The 26,682-nt window shown below is 66.4% G+C and carries 24 protein-coding genes and 2 tRNA genes; 14 read left to right on the top strand and 12 right to left on the bottom strand.

Annotated features, from left to right (window positions below; genetic code table 11):
- The first annotated feature begins 76 nt into the window (after positions 1–76).
- Both trxA and rho read left to right on the top strand, forming a co-directional pair.
- Entirely contained in the window at positions 77–409 is a 333-nt protein-coding gene (trxA, locus tag AC1RAD_RS10735; RefSeq protein ID WP_042578306.1) for a thioredoxin TrxA, read from the top strand.
- Between the two features lie 182 nt (positions 410–591).
- Complete coding sequence (gene rho / locus AC1RAD_RS10740) at positions 592–1,857, top strand: transcription termination factor Rho (protein WP_062473130.1); 1,266 nt, start codon at positions 592–594, stop codon at positions 1,855–1,857.
- Positions 1,858–1,910: 53 nt separating this feature from the next.
- Here rho and AC1RAD_RS10745 read toward each other — a convergent pair whose 3' ends face one another.
- Positions 1,911–2,978, bottom strand: a complete 1,068-nt coding sequence (locus AC1RAD_RS10745; RefSeq protein WP_492734753.1) for an oxidoreductase — start codon at positions 2,976–2,978, stop codon at positions 1,911–1,913.
- Between the two features lie 201 nt (positions 2,979–3,179).
- Here AC1RAD_RS10745 and AC1RAD_RS10750 point away from each other — a divergent pair, with 201 nt between their 5' ends.
- From AC1RAD_RS10750 to AC1RAD_RS10760, 3 genes are all read left to right on the top strand, one after another.
- A complete protein-coding gene (locus AC1RAD_RS10750) occupies positions 3,180–3,440 on the top strand; it encodes a type B 50S ribosomal protein L31 (protein WP_056580149.1) in 261 nt (86 codons plus the stop codon).
- Between the two features lie 90 nt (positions 3,441–3,530).
- Positions 3,531–5,258, top strand: a complete 1,728-nt coding sequence (locus AC1RAD_RS10755; protein WP_492734754.1) for a hypothetical protein — start codon at positions 3,531–3,533, stop codon at positions 5,256–5,258.
- A 3-nt stretch (positions 5,259–5,261) separates the two neighbouring features.
- Positions 5,262–6,620, top strand: coding sequence for an MATE family efflux transporter (locus AC1RAD_RS10760; protein ID WP_492734755.1), 1,359 nt, complete (start codon positions 5,262–5,264; stop codon positions 6,618–6,620).
- Positions 6,621–6,636: 16 nt separating this feature from the next.
- Here the strand turns inward: AC1RAD_RS10760 and phoR are convergent, their stop codons facing one another.
- The 7 genes from phoR to pstS are packed head-to-tail and all read right to left on the bottom strand — an operon-like array spanning position 6,637 to position 13,303.
- On the bottom strand, positions 6,637–7,974 hold the full coding sequence (gene phoR, locus AC1RAD_RS10765; protein WP_174254361.1) for a phosphate regulon sensor histidine kinase PhoR: 1,338 nt from the start codon (positions 7,972–7,974) through the stop codon (positions 6,637–6,639).
- 44 nt (positions 7,975–8,018) lie between these two features.
- Positions 8,019–8,711 (bottom strand): phosphate regulon transcriptional regulator PhoB, encoded by a 693-nt coding sequence (gene phoB, locus AC1RAD_RS10770; protein ID WP_062473140.1) that lies wholly within the window; start codon positions 8,709–8,711, stop codon positions 8,019–8,021.
- A 31-nt stretch (positions 8,712–8,742) separates the two neighbouring features.
- Complete coding sequence (phoU, locus tag AC1RAD_RS10775; protein WP_062473142.1) at positions 8,743–9,444, bottom strand: phosphate signaling complex protein PhoU; 702 nt, start codon at positions 9,442–9,444, stop codon at positions 8,743–8,745.
- A 16-nt stretch (positions 9,445–9,460) separates the two neighbouring features.
- Positions 9,461–10,246, bottom strand: coding sequence for a phosphate ABC transporter ATP-binding protein PstB (pstB, locus tag AC1RAD_RS10780; protein ID WP_056580144.1), 786 nt, complete (start codon positions 10,244–10,246; stop codon positions 9,461–9,463).
- Between the two features lie 17 nt (positions 10,247–10,263).
- A complete protein-coding gene (gene pstA / locus AC1RAD_RS10785) occupies positions 10,264–11,148 on the bottom strand; it encodes a phosphate ABC transporter permease PstA (protein ID WP_159271577.1) in 885 nt (294 codons plus the stop codon).
- The gene (gene pstC / locus AC1RAD_RS10790; protein ID WP_095745556.1) at positions 11,145–12,230 is read right to left on the bottom strand and encodes a phosphate ABC transporter permease subunit PstC; all 1,086 of its coding nucleotides are present in this window, start codon (positions 12,228–12,230) and stop codon (positions 11,145–11,147) included. Before pstC ends, pstA begins: the two co-directional genes overlap by 4 nt.
- A gap of 38 nt (positions 12,231–12,268) precedes the next feature.
- Positions 12,269–13,303, bottom strand: a complete 1,035-nt coding sequence (pstS, locus tag AC1RAD_RS10795) for a phosphate ABC transporter substrate-binding protein PstS (protein WP_062473144.1) — start codon at positions 13,301–13,303, stop codon at positions 12,269–12,271.
- Between the two features lie 249 nt (positions 13,304–13,552).
- Between pstS and AC1RAD_RS10800 the strand changes: the two genes are divergently transcribed.
- Positions 13,553–15,073, top strand: a complete 1,521-nt coding sequence (locus AC1RAD_RS10800; protein WP_492734756.1) for a Ppx/GppA phosphatase family protein — start codon at positions 13,553–13,555, stop codon at positions 15,071–15,073.
- Positions 15,074–15,079: 6 nt separating this feature from the next.
- Here the strand turns inward: AC1RAD_RS10800 and AC1RAD_RS10805 are convergent, their stop codons facing one another.
- The 4 genes from AC1RAD_RS10805 to AC1RAD_RS10820 form a co-directional block, all read right to left on the bottom strand.
- Positions 15,080–15,931, bottom strand: coding sequence for a hypothetical protein (locus tag AC1RAD_RS10805; RefSeq protein ID WP_492734757.1), 852 nt, complete (start codon positions 15,929–15,931; stop codon positions 15,080–15,082).
- 228 nt (positions 15,932–16,159) lie between these two features.
- Positions 16,160–16,621, bottom strand: coding sequence for a SixA phosphatase family protein (locus AC1RAD_RS10810; RefSeq protein WP_062473174.1), 462 nt, complete (start codon positions 16,619–16,621; stop codon positions 16,160–16,162).
- Between the two features lie 31 nt (positions 16,622–16,652).
- Complete coding sequence (gene ppk1 / locus AC1RAD_RS10815; RefSeq protein ID WP_492734758.1) at positions 16,653–18,980, bottom strand: polyphosphate kinase 1; 2,328 nt, start codon at positions 18,978–18,980, stop codon at positions 16,653–16,655.
- A complete protein-coding gene (locus AC1RAD_RS10820) occupies positions 18,977–19,900 on the bottom strand; it encodes a GNAT family N-acetyltransferase (protein WP_492734759.1) in 924 nt (307 codons plus the stop codon). Before AC1RAD_RS10820 ends, ppk1 begins: the two co-directional genes overlap by 4 nt.
- 158 nt (positions 19,901–20,058) lie before the next feature.
- Between AC1RAD_RS10820 and AC1RAD_RS10825 the strand changes: the two genes are divergently transcribed.
- The 8 genes from AC1RAD_RS10825 to AC1RAD_RS10860 all read left to right on the top strand — a co-directional run bounded on the left by AC1RAD_RS10825 (position 20,059) and on the right by AC1RAD_RS10860 (position 26,578).
- Entirely contained in the window at positions 20,059–21,735 is a 1,677-nt protein-coding gene (locus tag AC1RAD_RS10825; RefSeq protein WP_492734760.1) for an FAD-dependent oxidoreductase, read from the top strand.
- 23 nt (positions 21,736–21,758) lie between these two features.
- Positions 21,759–22,022 carry a UBP-type zinc finger domain-containing protein gene (locus tag AC1RAD_RS10830; protein WP_492734761.1) on the top strand — a complete coding sequence of 88 codons (264 nt, stop codon included), beginning with the start codon at positions 21,759–21,761 and terminating at the stop codon, positions 22,020–22,022.
- A 102-nt stretch (positions 22,023–22,124) separates the two neighbouring features.
- The gene (locus AC1RAD_RS10835; RefSeq protein WP_095745562.1) at positions 22,125–22,829 is read left to right on the top strand and encodes a glutathione binding-like protein; all 705 of its coding nucleotides are present in this window, start codon (positions 22,125–22,127) and stop codon (positions 22,827–22,829) included.
- Between the two features lie 35 nt (positions 22,830–22,864).
- A tRNA-Pro gene (locus AC1RAD_RS10840) sits at positions 22,865–22,941 on the top strand.
- A gap of 288 nt (positions 22,942–23,229) precedes the next feature.
- Positions 23,230–23,457, top strand: coding sequence for a hypothetical protein (locus tag AC1RAD_RS10845; protein WP_492734762.1), 228 nt, complete (start codon positions 23,230–23,232; stop codon positions 23,455–23,457).
- A 559-nt stretch (positions 23,458–24,016) separates the two neighbouring features.
- A tRNA-Arg gene (locus AC1RAD_RS10850) sits at positions 24,017–24,093 on the top strand.
- A gap of 174 nt (positions 24,094–24,267) precedes the next feature.
- Entirely contained in the window at positions 24,268–25,506 is a 1,239-nt protein-coding gene (locus AC1RAD_RS10855; protein ID WP_492734763.1) for a tyrosine-type recombinase/integrase, read from the top strand.
- A 340-nt stretch (positions 25,507–25,846) separates the two neighbouring features.
- A complete protein-coding gene (locus AC1RAD_RS10860) occupies positions 25,847–26,578 on the top strand; it encodes a hypothetical protein (protein ID WP_492734764.1) in 732 nt (243 codons plus the stop codon).
- Positions 26,579–26,682: the final 104 nt, after the last annotated feature.

The following is a 26,682-nucleotide window of genomic DNA, read 5'->3' on the forward strand; positions in this document are numbered from 1 at the left end:
TCACCCCTTGGTTTCTGTCACAATGACCAGCACTTTAGCTGCACCGAAACTCTCTCTGCGCACAAGGACACATCACATGGCCAGCGAACTGATCAAACACATCTCCGATTCTTCCTTCGAGGCCGACGTGCTCAAGTCCAGCCAGCCGGTTCTGGTCGACTACTGGGCCGAATGGTGCGGTCCCTGCAAGATGATCGCCCCGATCCTGGACGAAGTCTCGGCCACCTACGAAGGCAAGCTGCAGATCGCCAAGCTCAACGTCGACGAGAACCGCGACATCCCCGCCAAGTTCGGCATTCGCGGCATCCCCACGCTGATGCTGTTCAAGGACGGCCAGCTGGCCGCCACCAAGGTCGGCGCCATGAGCAAGGCGCAACTCACGGCCTTCATCGACCAGCAACTCGCCTGATGCATTTCTTCCGGCCAGCGCGCAATGCGTTGGCCGGGGCGATTTTCCTGTCATAATCGCCCTCAGTTCACCGGGCCTTTCATCAGGCAACCGGTTCGAGTTCCCCGGTTCGTGAGGCAGTTCTTGCCCCACATCAAACCTCCCCCCGTTCCCGATTCGATTACCCCTCCAGGGGTCGTTCCATGCACTTAAACGAACTCAAGGCACTCCACGTGTCTGAAGTCTTCAAGCAGGCTGAGGCGCTTGAGATCGAAAACATCGGCCGCATGCGCAAGCAAGAGCTGATGTTCGCGATCATCAAGAAGCGCGCCAAGGCCGGCGAACAGGTCTTCGCCGACGGTGTGCTCGAAATCCTGCCCGACGGCTTCGGCTTCCTGCGCAGCCCCGACACCAGCTTCACGGCCAGCACCGACGACATCTACATCTCGCCCAGCCAGGTGCGGCGCTTCAACCTGCACACCGGCGACATGATCGAAGGCGAAGTGCGCACGCCCAAGGACGGCGAGCGCTACTTCGCACTGACCAAGCTGGACAAGGTCAACGACGGCGCACCCGAAGCCAACAAGCACAAGGTGATGTTCGAGAACCTGACGCCGCTGTTCCCCAAGGAACAGATGAAGCTGGAACGCGAAGGCGTCAAGGGCGAAGAGAACCTCACCGGCCGCATCATCGACATCATCGCCCCCATCGGCAAAGGCCAGCGCGCCCTGCTCGTGGCGCCGCCCAAGAGCGGCAAGACGGTGATGATGCAGCACATCGCCCACGCGATCAGCGCCAACTACCCCGACGTGCACATGATGGTGCTGCTCGTGGACGAGCGCCCTGAAGAAGTGACCGAAATGCAGCGCACGGTGAAGGGCGAAGTCATTGCTTCGACCTTCGACGAGCCCGCAGCGCGCCACGTGCACGTCGCCGAAATGGTGATCGAGCGCGCCAAGCGCCTGGTCGAACTCAAGAAGGACGTGGTGATCCTGCTGGACTCGATCACGCGTCTGGCCCGCGCCTACAACAACGTCGTGCCCTCGTCGGGCAAGGTGCTGACCGGCGGTGTGGACTCCAACGCACTGCAGCGCCCCAAGCGCTTCCTGGGCGCCGCGCGCAACGTGGAAGAAGGCGGCTCGCTGACCATCATCGGCACCGCGCTGATCGACACCGGCAGCCGCATGGACGAAGTGATCTTCGAAGAGTTCAAGGGCACCGGCAACTCCGAAATCCACCTGGACCGCCGCCTGTACGAAAAGCGCGTGTTCCCGTCGATCCAGCTCAACCGCAGCGGCACGCGCCGCGAAGAACTGCTGCTGGCCCCCGAGATCCTGCAGAAGACCCGCATCCTGCGTCAGCTCATGTACAACATGGACGAGATCGAGTCGATGGAGCTGATGCTCAAGAACATGAAGGCGACCAAGACCAATGTCGAGTTCTTCGACATGATGCGTCGCGGCGGCTGAGCTTCAAGCTCTTCCGCGAAAGCGCGTTGGCCCCACGGGTCAACGCGCTTTTTTCATGGGCGCTCGATGCGGATGGCGCGGCCTTCGGCGGCGCTCTGGCGGCCGATGTCGAGCAGCTCCATCAGTGCGACGGCCTGCGCGGGTGGCACGGGATTAGGCCCCTTGCCGAGGATCGCATCGCGGACCGCGGCGTAGTAGTCGGCGTAGTTGCCGGCCTGCGTCGGTACCGCGCGAAAGTGCGGTGCGCCGTCGCTGCCCGTCAGCGTGAGTTCGCCATCGAGTGGATCGGCGCCCCATCCTTCGGCCGGCGGCCGCTGGCCGGCGCGCAGCGCGTCTTCCTGCGTGTCGACGCCGTGCTTGACGTAGCTGCCGCGCGTGCCGTGCACGATGTAGCGCGGAGCCGCATGGGCCGCAAGCGTCGTGGCGTGCAGCACCACGCGCAGGGGCGCATGGGGGCCGCCTTCGTAGCGCAGCACGGCATGGAAATAGTCTTCGACCAGCGCGCCATCGCGCAAGGCGGCGGTGTCGAGTTGCAGCGTGTCGGGCCGGCCGAAGAGCTGCACGGCCTGATCGACCAGATGCGCGCCCAGGTCCACCCACAGGCCCGAACCTGGTACCGGCTGCTCTCGCCAGCGCTCACGAACCTGGGGCCTGAAGCGGTCGAAATGCGATTCCAGGTACACCGGGCGCCCCAGGTCGCCAGATGCCAGGACCTGCTGGAGCGTCAGGAAGTCGGCGTCGAAACGCCGGTTCTGGTAGACCGAGAGCACGCGATTGTTGCGCTCTGACAACAATTCGAGCTCTCGCGCTTCGGCCACGTCGAGCGTGAACGGCTTGTCGACCACCACGTGCTTGCCCGCCTCCAGCGCCGCTTTTGCCACGGGATGATGCTGGGCATTGGGCGTCGCCACCACCACGAGGTCGATGTCCGCCCGGGCGACCAGCGCCGCCACGTCAGGCACCACGGCCACGCCCGGCCAGTCGGCATGCACCTTGTGCGGCTGCGAGCTCGCCACGGCCGCCAGTTCGAGCCCGGGAACGGCCGAGAGCACCGGCGCATGGAAGGTCTGGCCGGCGAAACCGTAGCCGACAAGGCCGGCGCGAAGGGGTGTGGAAGTCATGGGAGGGCCCGGTTTGCTCGCGATGGGGGCAGTATGCGATAATCATGGGCTCCGCGAAAAGTGCGGCTGGGCACGTCGCCCGGCTTCCTTGGCCCTCACACTTCACGTCAAAGGCCTCAAGGGCGGCGCGCCAGATTGCTGGCACGCTGGTGGCTCTCGCATCGACCGCGCATTGATTCCAACAGCGCAAAAGGAAACACCATGGCAAAAGAAGGCATCCACCCGAATTACCGCGAAGTTCTGTTCGTCGACATGTCGAACGGCTTCAAGTTCGTGACCCGTTCGTGCGCGAACACCAAGGAAATGGGCAAGACCGACGACGGCCGCGAGCTGCCCCTGTTCAAGCTCGACACCACGAGCGAATCGCACCCCTTCTACACCGGCACGCAAAAGTCGGTGGACAACATGGGTGGTCGCGTCGAGAAGTTCCGCAACCGCTTCGGCAAGACCGCTGCCAAGTAATCAGGCACGCGCTCTGGCGTCGAGGGCAGCCCGGTTTACCGCGCTGCCCTTTTTCTTTCCAATCACCCCTTCGCCTCTTCCGCCTCGCCCTTGAACCAGCCGACCCCCGCGATCGTTGCCCAGAATGCCGTACGCCGGCTGCCGCGCGTCGCGTTGCTGTTGCTGTGCGCGGCCTACCTGCTGCCGGGCCTGCTCGGCCGGGGCCCCTGGAAGAGCGCCGACATCACGGCCTTCGGCTACATGGCCGAGCTGGCCCGCAGCACCGAGGGCATCGCCCGCTGGTTCGATCCGCTGCTGCTGGGCATGCGCCCCGAGACCCCCGCGCTGATCCCCTACTGGATCGGCGCCTGGGCGATCCAGCTCGCCCCGTCGTGGGTCAACCCCGACCTGGCCGTGCGCTTCGTGTTCGCGCTGATGCTGTGGGGCACCTTCACCGCGACCTGGTACGCCGTCTACTACCTCGCCCGCACGCCGCGCGCCCAGCCCGTGGCCTTTGCCTTCGGCGGCGAGGCACGCCCCACCGACTACGCCCGCGCCATCGCCGACGGCGGCCTGCTGGCGCTGATCGCTTCGCTGGGCCTGGCGCAGCTGGGGCATGAAACCACGCCCGCGCTGGCGCAGCTGTACTTCGCCTCGCATCTGTTCTACGGCGTGGCCGCACTGCCCTACCGCCGCGTCGGCCCGGTGATCGCGCTCGTGGTCGGCACCCTCGGCATGACGCTGAGCGGCGGGCCGACGGTCGGCCTCGCGCTGGCGATCGGCAGCGCGGTGTACATGGTCTACGAGCGCCGCCAGCGCGCCGCCCGCGAAGCGGAAGGCCGCAGCGACGACGAAAGCCCCGGCTTCACCCTGCCCGCCCTGCTGACGATGGTCGGCATCACCTTGCTGGCCGCCGCGCTGGTCTTCGGCCTGGGCCTGGCGCAATGGAAGATCACGCTGGGCCACTCTCTGCTGTCCGACGTGCGCAGCCAGGCCAAGCTGTTGCTGTGGTTCACCTGGCCGGTCTGGCCGCTCGCGATCTGGACGCTCTGGCGCTGGCGCCGCCAGTGGCTCGAGCGCCACGTCGCGCTGCCGCTGTGGTTCGCGCTGGTGCCGCTGGCCGCCACCTGGACCACCGACTTCTCCGACCGCTCCCTGCTGCTGGCCCTGCCCGCCTTCGCCACGCTGGCGGCCTTTGCGCTGCCGACCTTCCGGCGCAGCGCGGCGGCGCTGATCGACTGGTTCAACGTGCTGTTCTTCAGCGGCCTGGCCGTGCTCGGCTGGATGTACTGGATCGCCATGCTGACCGGCGCGCCGCGCAAGCCGGCCGCCAGCGTGGCGCGGCTGGTGCCGGGCTTCGTGGCCGAGTTCTCGCCGGTGGCCTTCGTGCTCGCATTGGCCGCCACGCTGGCCTGGTGCTGGCTGGTGCGCTGGCGCACCGGGCGCCATCGCGCCGCGCTCTGGAAGACGCTGGTGCTGCCGGCCGGCGGCACCGCGCTGTGCTGGATGCTGCTGATGACGCTGTGGCTGCCGTCCATCGACTACGCACGCAGCTACGTCCCGCAGGTGCGCGCCGTGACCGAGCGCATCGGCCACCCGCGCTGCGTCGCCGAGCTGGCGCTGAGCCGACCGCACATCGCGGCACTGCGCCACCACGGCAACCTCAACCTGCAGCCGCTGCTGCTGGGCAACGACTGCCCGTGGCTGCTCGTGAGCCCCGACACCATCGAGCGGCTGCACACCATCATCCCGCTGGAACAGTGGCGCTTCAGCGGCACCCTGCGCCGCCCCAGCAGCCCCGCGGACGACCTGCTGCTCTACGAAAAGATCGTGCGCTGACCCGTGAGCAGCAGCACGCACGGGAACGAACGCGGACTCATCGCACGGCACGCCGGCACGGTGCTGATCGGCCAGCTGGCCGTGATGGCCTTCGGCGTGGCCGACACCATCATCGCGGGCCGCTATTCCGAAGGCGCGCTGGCCGCGCTGTCGGTGGGCGCCGCCATCTTCGTCAGCGTGTATGTCTCGCTGATGGGCGTGCTGCAGGCGCTGCTGCCGGTGTGGGCCGAACTGCACGGCGCCAACCGGGGCAGCGAGATCGGCCGCTCGGTGCGCCAGTCGCTCTACCTCGCAGCCATCGCCGTCGTGGTCGGCATGACCGTGCTGCTGCTGCCCGGTGCCGCGCTGCGCTGGACCCAGGTACCAGCGGACATGCGCGGCGAGGTCGAGGCCTATCTCGCGGTGCTGGCCTTTGCGCTGGCGCCCGCCCTGCTCTTTCGTCTCTTCAGCACACTGAACCAGAGCCTGGGCAAGCCCAAGCTCGTGACCTGGCTGCAGCTGGCCTCGCTGCTCGTGAAGCTGCCGCTGTCGGTCTGGTTCACCTTCGGCGGCGCCGGCCTGCCGGCGATGGGGCTGGTGGGTTGCGCATGGGCCACGCTGTGCGTGAACTGGGCCATGCTCGGCTGCGCGGTCTGGCTGCTGCGCCACGGCGCGTTCTACCGCGGCTACCAGCTGTGGGAGCGCATCGAGGCGCCCGACTGGCGCCAGATCCGCCAGTTCGCGCGGCTGGGCGTGCCCGGCGGCCTCGCGGTGCTGGTGGAAGTGACCTCGTTCACGCTGATGGCGCTCTTCATCGCGCGCCTGGGCACCGCTGCGGCGGCTGCGCACCAGATCGCCTCGAACCTGCTGGCCGTGGCCTACATGACGCCGCTGTCGCTCGCCATCGCGACCAGTGCGCGCGTGAGCTTCTGGCTCGGCGCGGGCGACACCGCCAAGGCGCGCCATGCCTGCCGGCTGGGCTTCGAGCTCACCGCCCTGTTTGCCCTGCTCTATGCCGGCGCGATGGCCGTGTTCCGCACGCAGCTCGCCAACGTGTACTCCGACAACCCGGCCGTGATCGCGATGGCGGCGGCGCTGCTGACCACGGTGGCGCTGTATCACATCGCCGATGCGTTCCAGACGCTGTGCGTCTTCGTGCTGCGCTGCTACCGCGTGACGCTGGCGCCGCTGGTCATCTACTGCGCGATGCTCTGGGGCATGGGCCTGGGCGGCAGCTACCTGCTGGCCTACCGCGGCTTGGGGCCGTGGCCGGCCATGCAGTCACCGCTGGCTTTCTGGATCATGAGCGCCGCGGCGCTGGCGCTCACCGCGCTGTTGTTCGTGGCGCTGCTGCGCTGGACGATGAAGGCGCGGGCCCGCTGAAGGCCACGCGGCTTGCTTACTTGCTCATCACGCGCGCTTCGCGTACGCGCGTCGCCGGAAACAGCAGCGCGAAGCGGCTGCCCTTGCCCACCGTGCTTTCGATGCGCAGCTCGGTGCCGTGGCGCTGCGCGATGTGCTTCACGATCGCCAGCCCCAGACCCGTGCCGCCGGTCTCGCGCGAGCGGCTGCGGTCGATGCGATAGAAGCGCTCGGTGAGCCGCGGAATATGTTCGGCGGCAATGCCCGGGCCGGTGTCGCGCACGGCGTACTCGCCGCGCCCGTCGGGCAGCACCCGCCAGGTCACCACCACCTCGCCGCCACCGGGCGTGTAGCGGATGGCGTTGCTCACGAGGTTCGACATCGCGCTCTGCAGCTCGGTCGGCGCGCCCGACAGCTCGGACTCGGCCTCGGACGTGAACGTGAGCCGGTGTCCCTGCGGCGTGAGCCGGCCCGACAGGCCGCGCCCCTCGTCTTCGCACTGCGCCAGCAGCGCGCGCATGCGCACCCACTGGTTGCCCGACGGCGCCGCACTGCCTTCCAGCCGCGACAGCGTCAGCAGGTCGTTCACCAGCGTTTCCATGCGGTGCGACTGCTGCCCCATCAGCGACAGATAGCGCGTGCGTTCGTCGGCATCCAGCGGCAGGTTCTGCAGCGTCTCGACAAAGCCCGCCAGCACCGTGAGCGGCGTGCGGATCTCGTGCGACACGTTGGCCACGAAGTCGCGCCGCATCGCCTCGGCCTGCTCCAGCGCCGTGATGTCGCGCGTGAGCAGCATGCGCCGGTTGCCGGCGTAGGGATGCACCTGCACCGACAACCGCACCGGATGGCCGCGATGCTGTGCATGCACGAGACCGGGCGCATCGATGACGACATCGCGGCTGTAGTTCCACGAGGCCAGGTAGGCCACGAACGCCGGGTCGCGCACGAGGTTCGCCAGGTGCTGCAGCAGGTCGCGCTCGGCATCGATGCCGAACTGCCCCGCCGCCGTCTGGTTGCACCACTCGATGCGGCCCTGCTCGTCGAGCAGCACCACGCCGTTGGGCGACGCCTGGATGGCGGCCAGGAACTCCTGCAGCCGGTCTTCGGCCTGCCGGGTCTGTTGTTCGCGCTCGCGCAGCAGCTTGCGGATGCGCTCCGAGAGCTCGCCCCACACGCCCGGCCCGCGCGACGGCAGCCCGGCTGCGTCGTTGCGCAGCACGCGCAGCAGGCGTTCGGCGCGCCAGGCATCGAAGCCCAGCCAGAGCACCGCGCCCAGCCAGGCGCCCAGCCAGCCGTACTTCCAGCCAAAAAGGCCGACAGCGCCCGCCGCAATTACGAGGGACGCTATCAAAAAAGTAGCAATACGGAAAGGCATGGCGGGCGATTATCCGCGCCCGCCGCCGAGGCTCACGGCGCTGCTCACACCGTGACTTGGGCCGTCAGCCGGTAACCCGCTCCGCGAACGGTTTCCACCATCGGCGCGGCCACGCCCAGCGACTCACGCAGGCGCTTGACGTGCACGTCGACCGTGCGTTCCTCGATGTAGACGTGATCGCCCCACACCTTGTCCAGCAGCTGTGCGCGGCTGTGCACGCGCTCGGCATGCTGCATCAGGTAGGCCAGCAGCTTGAACTCGGTCGGGCCGACCTTCAGCGCCCCGCCCTGCCACGTCACGCGGTGGGTGGAGGTGTCGAGGGCCAGTTCGCCGATCTCGACGCGCTCGGTCACCACCTCGGGCGCGCGGCGGCGCAGCACGGCGCGGATGCGCGCCAGCATTTCCTGGGTGGAGAACGGCTTGGTGATGTAGTCGTCGGCCCCGGCATCGAGGCCGGCGACCTTGTCGGGCTCGTCGCCGCGCGCCGTGAGCATCAGGATCGGGATGGCCTTGGTGCGCGGGTCTTTGCGCCACTGGCGCGCGAGCTGCAGGCCGCTCTGGCCCGGCAGCATCCAGTCGAGCAGGATCAGGTCCGGCAGGAAGGCGTCGATTTCACGCTGGGCGGCGGCACCGTCTTCGGACCAGATCGGCTCGAAGCCGTTGTGGCGCAGGTTGACGGCGATCAGCTCGGCGATCGAGGATTCGTCTTCGACGATCAGGACTCTTGGTTTCTTCATGCGTTATGGGGAGTCTTTGCGGCGACGGTCGTCACTGCAATGCCGACTCGATTTCCTCCATCGAAGTGTGCCGCACATCGGCGCCCTTGACGATGTAGATGATGAACTCGGCGATGTTCTTGGCGTGGTCGCCGATGCGTTCGATGGCCTTGGCCAGGAACAGCAGGTCCAGGCTGGCGGAGATGGTGCGCGGGTCTTCCATCATGTAGGTGACCAGCTTGCGCACGAAGCCGTCGAACTCCTTGTCGATGAGGTCGTCGTCCTTGAGGATCGACAGCGCGGCGGCCGTGTCCAGGCGCGCGAAGGCGTCCAGCGCGGTGCGCAGCAGGTTCGAGGCCAGGTCGGCGGCAATGCGCAGCTCGGTGGTGGGCAGCTGGCGAGCCGATCCGCTTTCGATGATCGACTTGACCATGCGCGCGATCTTGTTGGCCTCGTCGCCCACGCGCTCCAGGTTGGCGGTGGTCTTGCTGATGGCGATGAGCAGGCGCAGGTCGCGAGCCGTGGGCTGGCGACGGGCGATGATCGACGACAGCTCGCGGTCGATCTCGATCTCCATCGCGTTGACGCGATGCTCGGTCTCCATCACGCGGTCGGCGGCTTCGGCGTCGAACTGCAGCAGGGCGTACACGGCCTGGTGGATCTGCGACTCGACCATGCCGCCGAGCTCCATCACGCGCGACGAGACGCCGTTGAGTTCGCTGTCGAACTGGCTGGAAAGGTGTTTCTCGGTCATGGTGTTTCCTTTGACTTCAACCGAAGCGGCCGGTGATGTAGTCCTCGGTCTCCTTGCGCTGCGGCTTGAAGAACATCTGTTCGGTGGCACCGAACTCGATCAGGTCGCCGAGGTACATGTAGGCGGTGTAGTCGCTGCAGCGGGCGGCCTGCTGCATGTTGTGGGTCACGATGACCACGGTGTACTCGTTTTTCAGCTCGGCGATCAACTCTTCGATCTTTGCGGTCGAGATCGGGTCGAGTGCGGAGCAGGGTTCGTCGAGCAGCAGCACTTCGGGCTTGATCGCGATACCGCGCGCAATGCACAGGCGCTGCTGCTGGCCGCCGGAGAGGCCCGAGCCGCTTTGCTGCAGCTTGTCGCGCACTTCGGTCCACAGGGCTGCCTTCTTCAGGGCCCACTCGACACGGTCGTCCATTTCGCTGGCCGACAGATTTTCGAACAGCTTCACGCCGAAGGCGATGTTGTCGTAGATCGACATCGGGAACGGCGTGGGCTTCTGGAACACCATGCCGACCTTGGCGCGGATCAGCGCCACGTCCTGCTTGGACGTGAGCAGGTTCTCGCCGTCCAGCGCAATGGTGCCTTCGGCACGCTGCTCGGGGTACAGCTCGAACATGCGGTTGAAAGTGCGCAGCAGGGTCGACTTGCCGCAGCCCGACGGGCCGATGAAGGCCGTGACCTTGTTCTCGGGGATCTCGAGGTTGATGCCCTTGAGCGCGTGGAACTTGCCGTAGTAGAAGTTCAGGTCCTTGACCGAGATCTTCGAGCGCGACGGTTGTTGTTGTGCGACGGTGTTTGGCATGTTGGCGCCTTCTTGATTTAGTGTTTGTTGCGCGTCAGCACGCGCGCCAGGATGTTGAGGGCAAGCACGGCGACGGTGATCAGGAACACACCGGCCCAGGCCAGTTGTTGCCAGTTCTCGTACGGGCTCATGGCGAACTTGAAGATCGTGACCGGCAGGCTGGCCATCGGCTGGCTCACGTCGGCGGTCCAGAACTGGTTGTTCAGCGCGGTGAAGAGCAGCGGCGCGGTCTCGCCGGCGATGCGGGCCACGGCCAGCAGCACGCCCGTGACCACACCGGCGCGGGCGGCGCGCAGCGTGATGCTCAGAATGACCTTCCACTTCGGCGTGCCCAAAGCGTAGGCCGCTTCGCGCAGGCCCGGCGGCACCAGCTGCAGCATGTTCTCGGTGGTGCGGATCACCACCGGAATCACGATGAGCGCCAGCGACAGTGCGCCGGCCAGGCCCGAGAAGGTCTTGAAGTAGGCCACCACCACCGCGTAGACGAACAGGCCGATCACGATCGACGGCGCCGACAGCAGGATGTCGTTGACGAAGCGCGTGATCGAGGCCAGCAGACCCTTGGGGTTGTACTCGGCCAGGTAGATGCCGGCCATGATGCCGATGGGCGTGCCCACGAAGGTCGCCAGCATCACCATCACGAACGAACCGAAGATGGCGTTGGCGATGCCGCCCGCCTCGTTCGGCGGCGGCGTCATCTCGGTGAAGGTGGCGAGCGCCAGGCCGCCCACGCCCTGGCGCAGCGTTTCCCAGAGGATCCACACGAGCCAGAACACGCCGAACGCCATCGCGGCGAGCGACAGCGTGAGGGCGATCTTGTTGACGCGGTTGCGCGAGGCGAACTTCGCCTGGCGCGTCTCTGCCAGGGTCTTGGCGTTGATCAGGTTTTGCGCGGTGCTCACGACTTGGTTCCTTCGCTCTTCTTCATCTGGGCCAGCAGCATCTTCGAGAGCGACAGCACGACGAAGGTGATGAAGAACAGCACGAGGCCGAGGTACATCAGCGCAGCCTGGTGCAGGCCCGCGCCGGCTTCGGCGAATTCATTGGCCAGTGCCGAGGTGATGCTGTTGGCCGCCTCGAACACCGACAGGGAGTTGAGCTGGTTCATGTTGCCGATCACGAACGTGACGGCCATGGTCTCGCCCAGTGCGCGGCCCAGGCCGAGCATGATGCCGCCGATCACGCCGGCCTTGGTATAGGGCAGCACGACCTTGGAGACGACTTCCCAGGTGGTGGAGCCCAGGCCGTAGGCCGACTCCTTGAGCAGCGCGGGCGTCACTTCGAACACGTCGCGCATCACCGAGGCGATGAACGGAATGATCATGATGGCCAGGATGATGCCGGCCGACAGAATGCCGATGCCCACGGGCGGGCCGGACACCAGGGCACCGAGGTACGGCACGCCAGCCAGCAGCTTCTGCAGCGGCTGCTGCACCCAGGTGGAAAGAATGGGGCCGAAGACCAGCAGGCCCCACATGCCGTACACGATGGACGGCACGGCAGCCAGCAGTTCGATGGCGGTGCCCAGCGGGCGCTTGAGCCAGTTGGGCGAGAGTTCGGTCAGGAACAGCGCGATGCCGAAGCTCACCGGCACGGCAATCACCAGTGCGATGAACGAGGTGGCCAGCGTGCCGTAGATCATCACGAGGCCGCCGTACTCGTCCTTCACCGGGTCCCACACGCTGCTCGTGAGGAAGCCGAGGCCGTACTTCGAAATGGCGGGCCAGGCGCCGGCGACGAGCGACAGCAGGATACCGATCAGCATCGCGAGCGTCAGCAGCGCGGCGCCCTTGGCGGCCCAGCCGAAGAGGCGGTCGGCCATGGGGCCGGAACGGGCCGCCTTGACGGGCGGCGGAGGAGCGGCGGAGGTGCGCGCGCGCTCGGCCGCGAGGTCGAGGGAGGCGGCAGCAGCGGGGAAGGTGGATGACACGGGTCGCTCCGGCAAAGACGAAAGCGGCGCGTCCTGGAGCGAAGAGTTGCTCATGGGCGCGCCGTCCTGGAGGGTGGATGAAGGGTTGCTTCTTACTTGAACGCGACCGGCTTGCCCGATGCGTCCTTCACTTCACCCCATGCCTTGGCAATGGTGGCCTTCACGGCGTCGGGCATCGGCACGTAGTCCAGCTCGTCGGCCGTCTTGTCGCCGCCCTTGTAGGCCCAGTCGAAGAACTTCAGCACGGTGGTGGCGCTGGCGGGCTTGTCCTGCACCTTGTGCATCAGGATGAAGGTGGCGCCGGTGATGGGCCACGAATCCTTGCCGGCCTGGTTGGTCAGCACCTGGTAGAAGCTCTTGTTCCAGTCGGCACCGGCGGCGGCGGCCTTGAAGGCGCTGTCGTCGGGCGAGACGAACGTGCCGGCGGCGTTCTGCAGCTGGGCGTAGGTCATCTTGTTCTGCTTGACGTAGGCGTACTCGACGTAGCCGATCGAGTTGGGCAGGCGGTTCACGAAAGCGGCGACGCCTTCGTTGCCCTTGCCACCCGCGCCGGTGGGCCAGTTCACGGCCGTGCCTTCACCGACCTTGCTCTTCCACTCGGCGTTGACCTTGCTCAGGTAGTTGGTGAACAGGAAGCTGGTGCCCGAACCGTCGGCGCGACGAACCGGGGCGATGGCGGCGTCAGGCAGGGCCAGCGAAGCGTTCAGAGCCTTGATCGCGGGGTCGTTCCACTTGGTGATCTTGCCCAGGTAGATGTCGCCCAGCACCTGGCCGTTGAGCTTCAGCTCGCCCGGCTTGATGCCGGGGATGTTCACCACGGGGATCACGCCGCCGATGACGGTGGGGAACTGCATCAGGCCCTTGGCTTGCAGTTCGTCGTCCTTCAGGGGAGCGTCCGAAGCGCCGAAGTCGACGGTCTTGGCTTCGATCTGCTTGAGGCCGGCACCCGAGCCGACCGACTGGTAGTTGATCTTGACGCCGGTGGCCTTGTTGAAGTCGGAAGCCCACTTGGCGTACAGCGGTGCGGGGAAGCTGGCGCCGGCGCCGGTCACGTCTTGTGCGAAGGCGGAAATGGAGAACAGCGCGGTCACGAGGCCGGCGGTTGCAAATTTGAACGTCGTTTTCATAAAGCTTCCTTGAGAAGTAAGAAGTAGTCCCTTTGGGGGCTCGAACGGACTCTAAAAAGCTTTTGTGACATCGATGTGACACCCCTTCTGTCGAGGGAAAATGCCGCTGCGCCACCCCTGTTGTGTGTGACGCTGTCACACAACCGTCATTCACCCCGCCTAACCTCCAGCCCTCGCCGTGACGTGACTTGGGAGGCGGCGCCTGCTGTCACGGCGCTACGATCAGAGAACCGCCCTCTTCACTACAACATGCAAAACGGCACCCGCCTCGCAGCAGTCGATCTCGGCTCGAACAGCTTCAGGCTGGAAATCGGCCAGGTCGACCACGGACAGATCCACCGCACCGAGTACCTCAAGGAAACCGTGCGCCAGGGCAATGGCCTGGACAGCGCCCGCAACCTCACGACCGAAGCCATGCAGCGCGGCTGGGACGCCCTCGCCCGCTTCGGCGAGCGGCTGGCCGGCTTCAAGCGCTCGCAGGTGCGCGCCGTGGCCACCCAGACCCTGCGCGAAGCGCGCAACCGCGAGGAGTTCCTGTTGCGCGCGCGCACCATCCTGGGCTTCGGCATCGACGTGATCCCGGGCCGGGAAGAAGCCCGCCTGATCTACCAGGGCGTGGCGCACCACCTGCCGCACACCGACGCGTCCGATCAGGAACGCCGCCTCGTCATCGACATCGGCGGGCGCTCCACCGAAATGATCATCGGCCACGCCCTCGAGGCCGAGCGCATGGAGTCGTACCGCGTGGGCAGCGTCGCCTGGTCGATGAAGCATTTCGGCGAAGGCCAGTTCACCGCCCCCGCCTTCCGCGCCGCCGAAGTCGCGGCCAAGGCCGTGCTGGACGACGCGCTCTCCAGCTACACGCGCGACCAGTGGGACGTGGCCTACGGCGCCTCCGGCACCATCGGCGCGGTGGGCGACGTGCTCGCCGCGGCCGGCGGCGAGGCTGGCCTCGTCACGCGCGAGGGCCTCGACTGGCTGCTCGACCGCCTGCTCAAGGCCGGCAGCATCGACAAGCTGCGCATCGACGGCATGCGCGAAGACCGCAAGGCCGTGATCGGCGGCGGCCTGAGCGTGCTGCGCGCGGTGTTCGACCTGCTCGACATCCAGGAAATGAAAGTCGCCCAGGGCGCCCTGCGCCACGGCGTGCTCTACGAGTTGCTCGAACGCGACGAGAGCGTGGCCGACATGCGCAGCGCCACCGTGGCGCGGCTCGCCACCCGCTTCGCGGTCGATCCGGCCCAGGCCAAGCGCGTGAGCGACACCGCCGCCGCGCTGTTCGTGCAACTCGCCCCCGCCGCACGCGGCGGCAGCACCTCCAGCCGCGCCGGCCGCGCGCTGCGCAAGCTCGGCTGGGCCGCGCAGCTGCACGAGATCGGCGCGCTGATCTCGCACAGCGACTATCACAAGCACGGCGCCTACATCCTCGACAACACCGACGCGCCGGGCTTTGCAGTGAACGAACTGCATGCCCTCGGCCAGCTGGTGCTGGGCCAGCGCGGCAAGCTGCGCAAGCTCGAAGCCTCGCTGGACGACGAGACCTTCGTGATGCAGCTGCTGGCGCTGCGCCTGGCCGTGATCCTGTGCCACGCGCGCCGCGACCCCGAGCCGCAGGCGCTGAACCTCGCGGCACTCGGTGCCAGGGCCTTCACGATCGCCTGCGCGCCCGACTGGGCCGAGATGTACCCGCAGTCGGCGCACCTCCTGCGCGAAGAAGTGCTGGCCTGGCAAAAGACCGGCAACTGGCGCGTGGAACTCAGCGGCGCCTGAGCCGTTTCACTTCGTGTCGATGCCGGCCGTCTGCGTGACTGCCGCAGCGCTGGCCTTGCGCGGCTCGTCTTCCCCGAACAGGCTGACATAGGCCGGCTGCACGATCTGGTCGAGCCCGCGCTTCAACCCTTCGCGAGCGCCTGCGGTGTCCTTGAGCAGGCCGTCGTACAGCAGATAGGTCGGCTCGCTCACGTCGGCGACCTGCAACGTCTGGCCCACGACGGATTGCTTCTCGTCCCTCAGCAACTGTTCCACCCAGACGTACGGCTTGAAGCTCGATGTCGCATCGGCCGCGCCATAGGACGTCGTGATCCGCAAGATCAAGGTGCTGTAGCCGGGCGTCGGCTGGAGTTCCTGCACCTGCATCTGCGCGTGCTCTCCGGTCGCGCGGAAGAAAGGCGTCAGCTTCACCTCGCGGCCACTGTCCCGCAGGCGCGCCGCCAGTCGCTCTGCGAACTGCCTGTTGAGCCCCATGGTCACTCCGCTGTTCTTCACTGCGGCCGTGAACTCCTTGCTGCGCTGGTCGGTCCGGGCGGCCATCGTCAGTCGGCTGTTGGTATCGACGGAGATGGCCACCAGCGCAGCGAGGGGTCCCAGAAATCCTGCGAAGCCCGTCAGCCCCGACCCGCCGCCATCCGTGACGATCAGTTGGTCTTCCTGGTTGTAGATGAGCTCGACCTTCTCGATCGACCGGGCGACGTCGTGACGGGTCGGCGGCGCAGGCGCGGCGGTGTTCGTCGCGCACCCCGACAGCAGGGCTGCGGCAACCAGCAGAAAAATCAGCGCCTTCAACCGCACGTCCGCGTCTGAACGCAGCATGTTCATGAAGCTTCCTGGCAGTGTGTTGAGCGGTTTCATGCGTCTTCCCCAGTGATGTGGTCGACCGGCACCGCTTCTTTCCCGCATCGGCGTCAAAAGCACGCTGCCGTGGAGTCACACTGTAGAAATTGCGCCGCGCGCGCGCATGAGTGCTTCGCCCCTTTTTCCGGGAGACAAGCGCCCTGCCAGCTCTGCCCGCAACCGTGACAAAGCGCCTGTCCGCAAGCGCCAGGCAGGGGTATTCGCAGCGGAGGACCGCTGTAGCAGCTAGAGAAGCTCGGGCGCCTGCACCGTCACCACGACGGTCTGCACGTCGCCGTCGCGCTCGCGGGTGCGGATCCACCACAGCGAGCCCTTGCGCACCGGGCAGCTGTCCTGCTTCAGGCCGAGCAGCATCGAGATGGCCTGGCCCAGCGAGGGCTGGTGGCCGATCACCAGCACCACCGACTTGCCGTTGGGCCAGCCCGTGGCGGCCAGCAGTGCGTCGGGGGTGGTGTCGGGCGACAGCTCGGAGCGCAGCTTGTATTTGCGGCCCAGCGCCAGCGCGGTCTGCTCGCAGCGGCGCGCCGGGCTGCACACGATGCGCGTGCCGTCGGGCAGCTGCCGGTCGAGCCAGGTGGCCATGCGCTTGGCCTGCTTTTCGCCGCGCGGGGTGAGCGAGCGCTGCATGTCGTCACACCCTTCGGTCCAGTCCTCGGCTTCGGCGTGACGCCAGAAGATCAAGTCCATGCTCATCGTCTTTCGAACTTCTTCTTCAATTTCAATTGCCGGACGCATCACGGTGGTTTCCTCGTGATGCATAGCGGCCCATCAAGGCGGCCTGGGCGCCATGCGCTTCGATCGCGGGGGACGCACCCGCCTCGCCGGGGTGGGTGTCATGGTCGACACGCCGGTAGATGCCGTCGCCGCCCAGGTCCCAGGCGTCGCGCCCATCGTGCAGGTAAGCCACCAGGCACTCGTCGATGAGGCGCTGGCGCAGGTTGGGGTCGGTCACGGGCCAGGCCAGCTCGATGCGCCGCATCATGTTGCGGTTCATCCAGTCGGCGCTCGACAGGTACAGCGACTCGTCCTCGCCATGGCGGAAATAGAACACCCGCGAATGCTCGAGAAAGCGCCCGATCACCGAGCGCACGCGCACGTTGTCGGTGAGCCCCGGCACCTGCGCCGGCAGCGTGCAGGCGCCGCGCACGATGAGGTCGATCTTCACGCCCTTCTGCCCCGCGCGGATGAGCGCGCCGATGATCTCCTCGTCGGTCAGCGCGTTCATCTTGGCGACGATGCGCGTGGGCTCGCCGCTGGCGGCGGCCTGTCCGAGCGCATCGATGCGCGCGACCAGGTTCTTGTGCAGGTCGAAGGGCGCGAGCCACATGCGGTTGAGCTTGGGCAGGCGGCTCTGGCTGGCCATGTGCACGAACACGGCCTCCATGTCGGCGGTGAGCGCCGGGTCGGCCGTGAGGTGGCTGATGTCGGTGTACAGCCGCGCCGTGCGCGGGTTGTAGTTGCCGGTGGACAGGTGGCCGTAGCGGCGCAGTTGCTTGCCCTCGCGGCGCGTCACCAGCAGCATCTTGGCGTGGGTCTTCAGGCCCACCACGCCGTACACCACCTGCGCGCCGATCGACTCGAGCATCTCGGCCCAGTTGATGTTGGCCTCTTCGTCGAAGCGCGCCTTCAGCTCGACCACCACCGTCACTTCCTTGCCGCGGCGCACGGCTTCACGCAGCAGGTCCATGAGCTCGGAGTCGGCGCCGGTGCGGTAGATGGTCTGCTTGATGGCGAGCACCTGCGGGTCGAGCACCGACTCGCGCAGGAACGCGAGCACGCCGTCGAAGCTCTCGAAGGGCTGGTGGATCAGCACGTCGCCGCGCTGCAGTCGCTCGAAGAACGACTGGGCGGGCGACAGCGTGACGGGGAACGACGGCGCGTACGGAGGAAAGCGCAGCTGCGGCTCGCCGATCAGGTCGATGAGCTGCGTGAGCCGCGCCAGGTTCACCGGCCCGTGCACACGGTACAGCGCCTGCGGCGGCAGGTTGAACTGCGCCAGCAGGAAGCTCGCGAGCGATTCGGCGCAGCTGGCCGACACCTCCAGCCGCACGGCCTGGCCGTAGTGGCGGTGCTGCAGGCCCTGGCGCAGCGCGGTGCGCAGGTTCTTGACGTCTTCCTCGTCGACCGCGAGGTCGGAATGGCGCGTGACGCGGAACTGCGAGAAGTCGCCCACCTCGCGGCCCGGGAACATGCTGGCCAGGTGCGCGCGCACCACGCTCGACAGCGCCACGAACAGCGTCTTGCCGTCCGACACCTTGGCCGGCATCTTGATCAGGCGCGGCAGCACGCGCGGCAGCTTGACGATCTGGATCGGGTTCTCGCGACCGAAGGCGTCCTTGCCGCCCAGGCGCACGATGAAGTTCAGCGACTTGTTCGCCACCTGCGGGAACGGATGCGCCGGGTCGAGCCCCACGGGGATCAGCAGCGGGCGCACTTCGCGCTCGAAATACTCGCTGACCCACTTGCGCTGGGCCGGGTTGCGTTCGCCGTGCGACACGATGTGGATGCCGTGCGTGGCAAAGGTCGGCATCAGCTCGTCGTTGTACAGCGCGTACTGGCGCGCCACGAGCGTGTGGGCCGCTTCGGACAGGCGTTCGAAAGACTCGACCGTGTAGGTGCCCTTGCGATCACCGGCACTGCCCGCGCTCAGGTGCGGTGCGGCGCGGACTTCGAAGAACTCGTCGAGGTTCGACGACACGATGCACAGGTAGCGCAGCCGTTCGATCAGCGGCACTTCGGGCCGGTGGGCCCAGTCGAGCACGCGCTCGTTGAACGAGAGGATGCTGTGGTCGCGGTCCAGCAACGCGAACGGAGGCGCTTCGCCGGCGCGCGACGGGTCAGCGGAGAGGGAGGGCATGGGCACTGATTCTGGAGCAAGCGGCACGGGAGAACACGACGGCTGAAATATGACAGTGTCAACTTCGTCCGTGACAGTTCCATGACATTCGCGTGACGCGCCCTGCCCCACAGAGAGCGAACCTGACACATTCGGCGACGGCGAGGCAGCGTGCGGCCCGGCGTCGGGCCGGATGGCCGCCGGCTTCATGCGCCGAGGAAGTGCTTGCGGTAACGCGCCGGCAGGTCGTCGATGCGCATCAGCATCGGCAAGTCGGCGGTGTTGAAGTCCGGGTCCCAGGCCGGCGCGCCGAGCACCTTGGCGCCCAGGCGCAAGTAGCCCTTGATGAGCGCAGGCGGTTCCACGTCGAGCGCGCTGTCGAGCCGTTCGACCGGCAGCGGCAGGCGCGGCTGCACCTGATATTGAATAGGCGCGAGGTGGCTGGCCGAGAGCTGGCGCCAGATGCTGGCGGCCGCGTCGCCGCTGGTCACGCCGTTGTGCGACATCGGGATGCTCGCGCAGCCGATCATGGTGTCGAGCTTGTTGCGGTGCATGAAGCCGGCCAGCGCGCCCCAGAGCGCGAGGATCACGCCGCCCTGGCGGTGCTCGGCGTGCACGCAGCTGCGGCCCAGTTCGACCATGCGCTCGCGCAGGTCGCGCAGGCGGGTCAGGTCGAACTCGGTGTCGCTGTAGGTGCTGCCGACGCGGCGCGCCTGCGCGGGGGTCAGCACGCGGTAGGTGCCGATGACCTGGCCGGTGAGTTCGTCGCGCACCAGCAGGTGTTCGCAGAAGTCGTCGAACAGGTCGATGTCGTGGCCGGCCAGCGGCGTGGTCAGGCGTGCGCCCATCTCGCCGACGAACACGTCGTGACGCAGGCGTTGCGCGGCGCGCACGTCATCCAGATGACGCGCCCAGCTCACAGTGATGCCCGGCTTGGCTTCGACGACCGGCGGCACGATGACGGCCAGCGGCGCCTCGGGCACCGCCGTGCGGGTGGCCAGTGCGGCGACGGTGGCGGCAGCGGCGGCAGCGGCGGCAACGGCGGGGGTTCCGGCCGCGGGTGCGGGCCACAAGGCTGCGCGCAGTCCGAGCTGCGAGAGCGGAAACGTCGGGTTCGGCAGTTCTTTCATGGGAAATCCCTTTCTGCTGACCGAGTCTGGACACGCGCAATGAAACCGGCATGTCAGCGGCGTGGCAGACACATGACGTTGTTACATCGCGCGTCAGCGTCGCTTTGGCGCCGCTTCGGCGTCTAATGCGGGGCATTCGCGACACGGAGTTCGACCCCATGGCCACCGACGCACCAGGCGCCAACAGCCGCCTGCACCAGACTTTCCCCGTCCTCAGTGACGCCGAGATGGCACGCATCGCCAGCTTCGGCAGCGTGCAGCGCTTTGCGCGCGGCGAGCGCCTGTTCACCGCCGGCGAGACCGGCGCCGGCATGTTCGTGCTGCTCAAGGGCGTGGTCGCCGTCACGCAGCGCGACGGCCTCGGCCATGTGGTGCCGATCGCACGCCAGGGGCCGGGCGAATTCCTTGCCGAGGTCGGCCAGCTGAGCGGGCGCCCTGCCCTGGTCGACGGGCATGCCGACGAAGAAGTCGAGGCGCTGGTCGTGCCGCCGGACCGCCTGCGCGCGCTGCTGGTGGCCGAGGCCGACCTGGGCGAACGCATCACCCGCGCGCTGATCCTGCGGCGCGTGGCGCTGATCGAATCGGGCGCGGCCGGGCCGGTGCTGATCGGGCGGCCCGACTCGCCCGAAATGGCGCGGCTGGAGAACTTCCTGCGCCGCAACGGCCATCCTTATCACCTGGTCGATGCAGCCGCCGATGCCGATGCCGCCGCGCTGCTCGCCCAATACGGTCCCGACAAATTACTGGCTGTCTGCCCCGACGGCTCGGTGCTCGTCAACCCGAGCGACGAAGGCCTTGCGCGCTGCCTCGGCATGGTCGACACCGCGGCGCGCGACGAGCTCTACGACGTGGCCGTGGTCGGCGCCGGGCCGGCTGGCCTCGCGACCGCGGTGTATGCAGCCTCCGAAGGACTGCGCGTGATCGTGCTCGACTGCCGCGCCTTCGGCGGCCAGGCTGGCGCCAGCGCGCGCATCGAGAACTACCTGGGTTTTCCGACCGGCATCTCGGGGCAGGCCCTGGCGGGCCGCGCGTTCGTGCAGGCGCAGAAGTTCGGCGTCGAGATGCTGATCCCGGCGCAGGTCGCGGCGCTCGACTGCTCGCGCGAGAACGCGCGGGACAGCCTCGCGCTGAAACTCACCGACGGCCGCACGATCAACGCGCGCACGGTGGTCATTGCGAGCGGCGCGCGCTACCGCCGACCCGGCGTGCCGCGCCTGGCCGAATTCGAAGGCCGCGGCATCTGGTACTGGGCCTCGGCGATCGAAGCCAAGATCTGCGCGCAGCAGGAAGTGGCGCTGGTGGGCGGCGGCAACTCGGCGGGCCAGGCGGCGGTGTTCCTGTCGCGCCATGCGGCCAAGGTCAACGTGCTGGTGCGCGGGCCGTCGCTGGCGGCCAGCATGTCGCGCTACCTCATCGACCGCATCGAGGCCACGCCCAACATCTCGCTGCAACCGCACACCGAACTCGTGCGGCTGCACGGCGCGCCCGAAGAAGGCCTGACCGGCGCCACGTGGCGCTGCCACACCTCGGGCCAGGAGCACGACTGCCCCGCGCGCAACATCTTCCTGTTCGTCGGTGCGGAGCCCGAGACGTCGTGGCTCGACGGCTGCGGCGTGTCGGTCGACAAGCACGGCTTCGTGCTGACCGGCGCGGCCGCGAGCAGCGGCTTTCCGGCGCGCCCGGCGACGGCGCTCGAATCGAGCGTGTCGGGCGTGTTCGCGGTGGGCGATGTGCGCTCGGGCTCGGTCAAGCGCGTGGGCGGCGCGATCGGCGAAGGCGCCGCGGTGGTGGCGCTCATTCACCAGCATTTGTCGTCGGCCTCGGCCGTGGCCTGAACCCTTCTTGTCCTGAAACACCCATGCCCATCCACGCCTGCGAACACGTTCCCGCCGACCTCGCCCAACCACACGCGCCCCATGGCTGCGAAGACTGCCTGAAGACCGGCGACACCTGGGTGCACCTGCGCCTGTGCGTGCACTGCGGCCACATCGGCTGCTGCGACTCGTCGAAGAACCGCCATGCCACGAAACATGCGCGGGCCGAAGGGCATCCGGTGATCCAGTCGATCGAGCCCGGCGAGCATTGGATGTGGTGCAACGCGCACGAGCGGCAGGTGGGGTAAGCGGTCGACCGTGCGGCCAATGCCCGCACCCGCACGCGACCGCAGGGGCGTGTATATGCTGCCGTTCTCCCGTCACAACCCTCTCACTCCGGAGCCCGCGACATGCCCGCATCGCCCATCGAGGTCTATTCCTGGCCCACGCCGAACGGCCACAAGATTCACATCATGCTCGAGGAGTGCGGCCTGCCGTACCACGCGCACCCGGTGAACATCGGCACCGGCGACCAGTTCGCGCCCGAGTTCCTGAAGATCAGCCCGAACAACAAGATCCCCGCCATCACCGATCCCGACGGACCGGACGGCCAGCCGATCTCGCTGTTCGAATCGGGCGCCATCCTCGTGTACCTCGCGGGCAAGACCGGCAAGTTCCTGCCCACGGGCGACCGCGAACGCTACGACGTGCTGCAGTGGCTCATGTTCCAGATGGGCGGCGTCGGTCCGATGCTGGGCCAGGCGCACCACTTCCGCATCTACGCGCCCGAGAAGATCGCCTATGCCGTCGACCGCTACACCAACGAGGCCCGGCGCCTGTACGGCGTGATCGACCGGCAGCTGTCCAAACACAAGTTCATCGCCGGCACGAGCTATTCGATTGCCGACATCGCCATCTTCCCGTGGCTGCGCAGCTGGGAGAACCAGGGCATCACCCTCACCGACTACCCGCACCTGAAGGCCTGGTTCGACGGCATCGCCGCGCGCCCCGCCGTGCAACGCGGCGTGAAAGTGCTGGCCGACCTGCGTCGCCCCATCACCGATGACAAGGCGCGCGAGATCCTTTTTGGCAAGACACAGTATGAGAAGCGCTGAGCGGCCTCTTATTCGGGCTAGAATGGAAGGCTTGGCGGGGTGTAGCGCAGCCTGGTAGCGCATCTGGTTTGGGACCAGAGGGTCGAAGGTTCGAATCCTTTCGCCCCGACCAAAAGAAAAGTGAAAGCCTGCAACGATGAAAGTCGTTGCAGGCTTTTTTCTTTTCCGGGCCGGTCGCGATCACCGCGAATCTCACGCCCCTTTAGACGTTTCGTAGCACGACCCACGGCTTTCCGTACATCGGGCAACGCCGCTGCCTTGTTGTTACACCGTCAAGACAACCTTTTTCTTAAGGAACTACCCGCGAGGCCCTCGGCGCTCACGCAGAATCGAGCCAATCGTGATCGTGTTTACAAAGTAAGCGGAATCGCGTTTACAAAGCCGAAGAGCTGAGTCAGGGATGGACGTCACCGCAGAACCCTCACCCCTGGACCCTTTTCCGATGCTGAATTACTTTTCCCGCTGTTCTTGCGGCCTCAGGCATCTCGCACGCATCGAGCGCCGGCCATGGATGCGACTCTTCTCGAGCCTGCGCTTCTACCAATGCAGCGCCTGCGGAAAGAAGCAACTGGCGTCCGAACGCGCGGTGAACGACGCGGTCTGGAAGTACCGCTCGGAAAACGTCTGACGCCCCCTCCGCCCCAGCGATCCGCAAAGGCATCGGACGGTCGAAACGCCCTCCTTAGCAATCTGTTGCGCGTGCAGCCCTTTCGCTGCATACCTTGCGCCCCCACAGAATCGAACGCGGGTGCTTCACGGTTGCGCAAACCGCGAAGCAGCGTCGGGGAAAGAGTGTCGACACCTTCCCGGTTTGAACTCTTCTGTGATGCTGCTGAATCTGTTTCTCCGATGTTCCTGCGGCCTGGCCGGCCTTCGCCGCATCGAGCGGCGAACCTGGATGAGGATGCTGCCGGCCCTCAGGTTCTACCGGTGCAGCACCTGCGGCAAGAAGCAGCTCGTGTCGAAGCAGGCCGCCGAGACCGCCAGGGTGTCGTCCCGCGCCGACCCCGCCCTTTCGCCCTCTCAACGACCGCCGCCGAAGGCGTCGTGCATGGAGGGATGTAGGTAGAATCCGCGCTTCCCCGGTCAGAGGCAGAAGCGTCCAGACCGTTGATTTTTCGGGTCTGTTGCCGCACCGCTTGCGGCCCGAGGACCGAAGGCTCCGGCCCTCGCTTCTCGACCGGAATCTGCCCGTAGCTCAGTTGGATAGAGCACCTGCCTTCTAAGCAGGTTGTCGGGGGTTCGATCCCCTCCGGGCAGGCCATTTCTTGGCTCCACGTTCCCCCACAAAGAACCGTGAACCGCCATTTCTCCTCTGAAGAGGCCAGCGGTATTGCTTCACGAGCAGCCACGAAAAACCGCTGAGATTCCTCCAATTTGGGGGAACAAACGGGGGAACGGGTACAGTTTCAGCACCAGTCGCCGAAATTGTTCCCCCATGCTCACCGACACCGCCTGCAAGAAGACCCTCTGCCCTGCCGACAAGCTGCGGCTGCGCCTCGCCGACTCCGGCGGCCTCTATCTGCAGATCGAGCCCAGCGGCTCGAGGCGATGGTTCTGGAAGTACCGCTTCGATGGCAAGGAAAAGCGCCTGGCACTGGGCAGCTATCCCGAGGTGACGCTCAAGGCCGCGCGCACCGGCCGCGACGACGCCCGCAAGATTCAACAGCAAGGCATAGACCCCGCGCAGCGCCGGCAGCTTGAGAAGCTCGAGCGCAAGGTCGACACCGACGCCAGCTTCGAGGCGGTGGCGCGGGAGTATCACAAGACCAAGAGTTCGGCGTGGAGCCCGCGGTACGCGGAGCGCTGGCTCTCCATCATGGAGAAGGATGCGCTCCCCTGGCTCGGCAGCCTGCCCCTATCCAGCATCACGGCGCCGATGCTGCTGCAGGTCCTACGTCGCGTCGAGGCTCGCGGCGCGCATGAAACCGCCCACACGTTGCGCCAATGGTCCGGCCAGGTGTTCCGCCACGGCATTGCCACCGGCCGGTGCACCAGCAACCCAGCGCCCGATCTGCAAGGCGCGCTGGTGCCGGTGCAGGTCAAGCACATGGCCGCGGTGCTGGAGCCAGTGAAGGCCGGCGAGCTGATGCGCGCAATCGCCGCATACGCTGGCCAGCCTGCGACGCGAGCGGCACTGCACCTCTCCGCCCTCCTCTTTCAGCGGCCCGGCAACATCCGGCAAATGCGCTGGTCGGATCTCGACCTCGAGAAAGCGCTATGGACGATCCCGGCGGCGGACATGAAGCGCACGAAGACCGCCAAGATCAACGGACGCCCGCACCTGGTGCCGCTGCCAATGCAGGCCGTCGAGGTCCTTGTCGACCTCAAGCCACTCACTGGCCACGGCCTGTACGTTTTCCCGAGCCTGCTGACCGGCGAGCGGCCTATGAGCGACAACACTGTGAACACGGCTCTGCGCCGCATGGGCTTTGACAACACCGAGATGACAGCTCACGGTTTCCGAGCGATGGCTCGCACGATCATGGTTGAGCAGATGGACGTCGAGCCCGAGGTCATCGAGGCGCAGCTCGCGCACGGGAAAAGTGGGCCTCTCGGCGCCGCCTACGATCGCGCGGAGTTCGTGGTCAAGCGCCGAAAGATGATGCAGCTATGGGCCGACCATCTCGACGAGCTGCGCCAGGGAGCAAAGGTGATTCCTCTGCGAGCGGCGTGATGTCTCGAGGTAAGACCATAGGCAATGAGATCTGACGACGCCTCGGGGCAGATGCTCCACTCGATCCCCCAGGGCGTAGCGTCCTTACAGCCACCGAGTGATCTTGGCGACGTCGCCATGACGTCCGCGATCGCTCTCGCCATTCAAGCCGTCCAGCCCCCATCCTTGGGCTCCGACGCCTCACGCGCAGTCCCCAGGGACATTTCAGGCGTTCCGACGTGCTTGCTGTTCGTATAATCAATGGCTTTGCAAAAAAGCCAGCAAAGTTTCACGGCCTCCTTCTTGCCTCCGTAACCAAAGGTCACATATGATCTTGACGGAGCAGGAGATAAACAAAAAGATGACGACAAACGTACGTGATAGCCGTGCCGGTGATGTGGCTTGCGATTCTCGATGGACCTGGGACCTACGCCCTTTTGGGTATGCAAACCAGTTGCTGTTAGATGACAGCGGCTACGAGAAGCTAGTTCGGTTCAACGATTTCGTAGTCATGTTTGCGGGTAACGCAGAGGTGATCGACTCTTGGAAGCTTGCTTTCGCGAAAGCGTCTTACAAGGGTGAGAAAGTCGACTGGGGTAGTCTCAAGGTGAATGGCATGGCGATTTCGACCATTGCTGTCGGCTCCGGTCAGGTCATTTACGAATACGGTCACGAGATCTCGCTATCGGACGCCAGCTTTGCCGGGACCGGCTCCTATGCGGCGGCCGGGTGCTGGAGTGCAAACAAGTGCGCACGAACCGCTGTTGAAACAGCCAAAAGTTCGGATATGCACACCGGCGGAGCTGTAAGGTTCCTCAATTTTCGAAGTGGTGATAGCAATTTGGTGGCGGATAGGCCACTATCTGAGCTAATCCCGCAGTTCATGCAAAGGGGCAAAATCATGGCAAACACGAATCCGTCTGTGACTTTCACAAACGTCGCAGCCAACGACGAAGCTCTAAAGCTGGCGATGGAGAAGGCTGCCGCACAGGGTGCGGGGCCGGCCGCGCCATGCGATGCCGTCTTCAATGAGTGGCCAGAAGCCGAGAAGACGAAGCTCATTCATGCCATGGAAGAGCTATTCGCTCAGTAACTCTACTCCCACACACAAAAGGCCCGCATTGCGGGCCTTTTTGTTTTCTAGCTAGTCGACTGCCCCGCCGGCGCCGCCAGGCCTGAAAAAGCGCATCTGCGCCT

The organism is Variovorax sp. GW823-FHT04B03 (genome assembly GCF_058796495.1).

Coding starts and splice junctions, on each gene's coding strand:
- trxA (WP_042578306.1), top strand. CDS start 77: ATGGCCAGCGAACTGATCAAACACATCTCCGATTCTTCCTTCGAGGCC.
- rho (WP_062473130.1), top strand. CDS start 592: ATGCACTTAAACGAACTCAAGGCACTCCACGTGTCTGAAGTCTTCAAG.
- AC1RAD_RS10745 (WP_492734753.1), bottom strand. CDS start 2,978: ATGACTTCCACACCCCTTCGCGCCGGCCTTGTCGGCTACGGTTTCGCC.
- AC1RAD_RS10750 (WP_056580149.1), top strand. CDS start 3,180: ATGGCAAAAGAAGGCATCCACCCGAATTACCGCGAAGTTCTGTTCGTC.
- phoR (WP_174254361.1), bottom strand. CDS start 7,974: ATGCCTTTCCGTATTGCTACTTTTTTGATAGCGTCCCTCGTAATTGCG.
- phoB (WP_062473140.1), bottom strand. CDS start 8,711: ATGAAGAAACCAAGAGTCCTGATCGTCGAAGACGAATCCTCGATCGCC.
- phoU (WP_062473142.1), bottom strand. CDS start 9,444: ATGACCGAGAAACACCTTTCCAGCCAGTTCGACAGCGAACTCAACGGC.
- pstB (WP_056580144.1), bottom strand. CDS start 10,246: ATGCCAAACACCGTCGCACAACAACAACCGTCGCGCTCGAAGATCTCG.
- pstC (WP_095745556.1), bottom strand. CDS start 12,230: ATGAGCAACTCTTCGCTCCAGGACGCGCCGCTTTCGTCTTTGCCGGAG.
- pstS (WP_062473144.1), bottom strand. CDS start 13,303: ATGAAAACGACGTTCAAATTTGCAACCGCCGGCCTCGTGACCGCGCTG.
- AC1RAD_RS10800 (WP_492734756.1), top strand. CDS start 13,553: ATGCAAAACGGCACCCGCCTCGCAGCAGTCGATCTCGGCTCGAACAGC.
- AC1RAD_RS10805 (WP_492734757.1), bottom strand. CDS start 15,931: ATGAAACCGCTCAACACACTGCCAGGAAGCTTCATGAACATGCTGCGT.
- AC1RAD_RS10810 (WP_062473174.1), bottom strand. CDS start 16,621: ATGGACTTGATCTTCTGGCGTCACGCCGAAGCCGAGGACTGGACCGAA.
- ppk1 (WP_492734758.1), bottom strand. CDS start 18,980: ATGAAGCCGGCGGCCATCCGGCCCGACGCCGGGCCGCACGCTGCCTCG.
- AC1RAD_RS10820 (WP_492734759.1), bottom strand. CDS start 19,900: ATGAAAGAACTGCCGAACCCGACGTTTCCGCTCTCGCAGCTCGGACTG.
- AC1RAD_RS10825 (WP_492734760.1), top strand. CDS start 20,059: ATGGCCACCGACGCACCAGGCGCCAACAGCCGCCTGCACCAGACTTTC.
- AC1RAD_RS10830 (WP_492734761.1), top strand. CDS start 21,759: ATGCCCATCCACGCCTGCGAACACGTTCCCGCCGACCTCGCCCAACCA.
- AC1RAD_RS10835 (WP_095745562.1), top strand. CDS start 22,125: ATGCCCGCATCGCCCATCGAGGTCTATTCCTGGCCCACGCCGAACGGC.
- AC1RAD_RS10845 (WP_492734762.1), top strand. CDS start 23,230: ATGGACGTCACCGCAGAACCCTCACCCCTGGACCCTTTTCCGATGCTG.
- AC1RAD_RS10855 (WP_492734763.1), top strand. CDS start 24,268: ATGCTCACCGACACCGCCTGCAAGAAGACCCTCTGCCCTGCCGACAAG.
- AC1RAD_RS10860 (WP_492734764.1), top strand. CDS start 25,847: ATGACGACAAACGTACGTGATAGCCGTGCCGGTGATGTGGCTTGCGAT.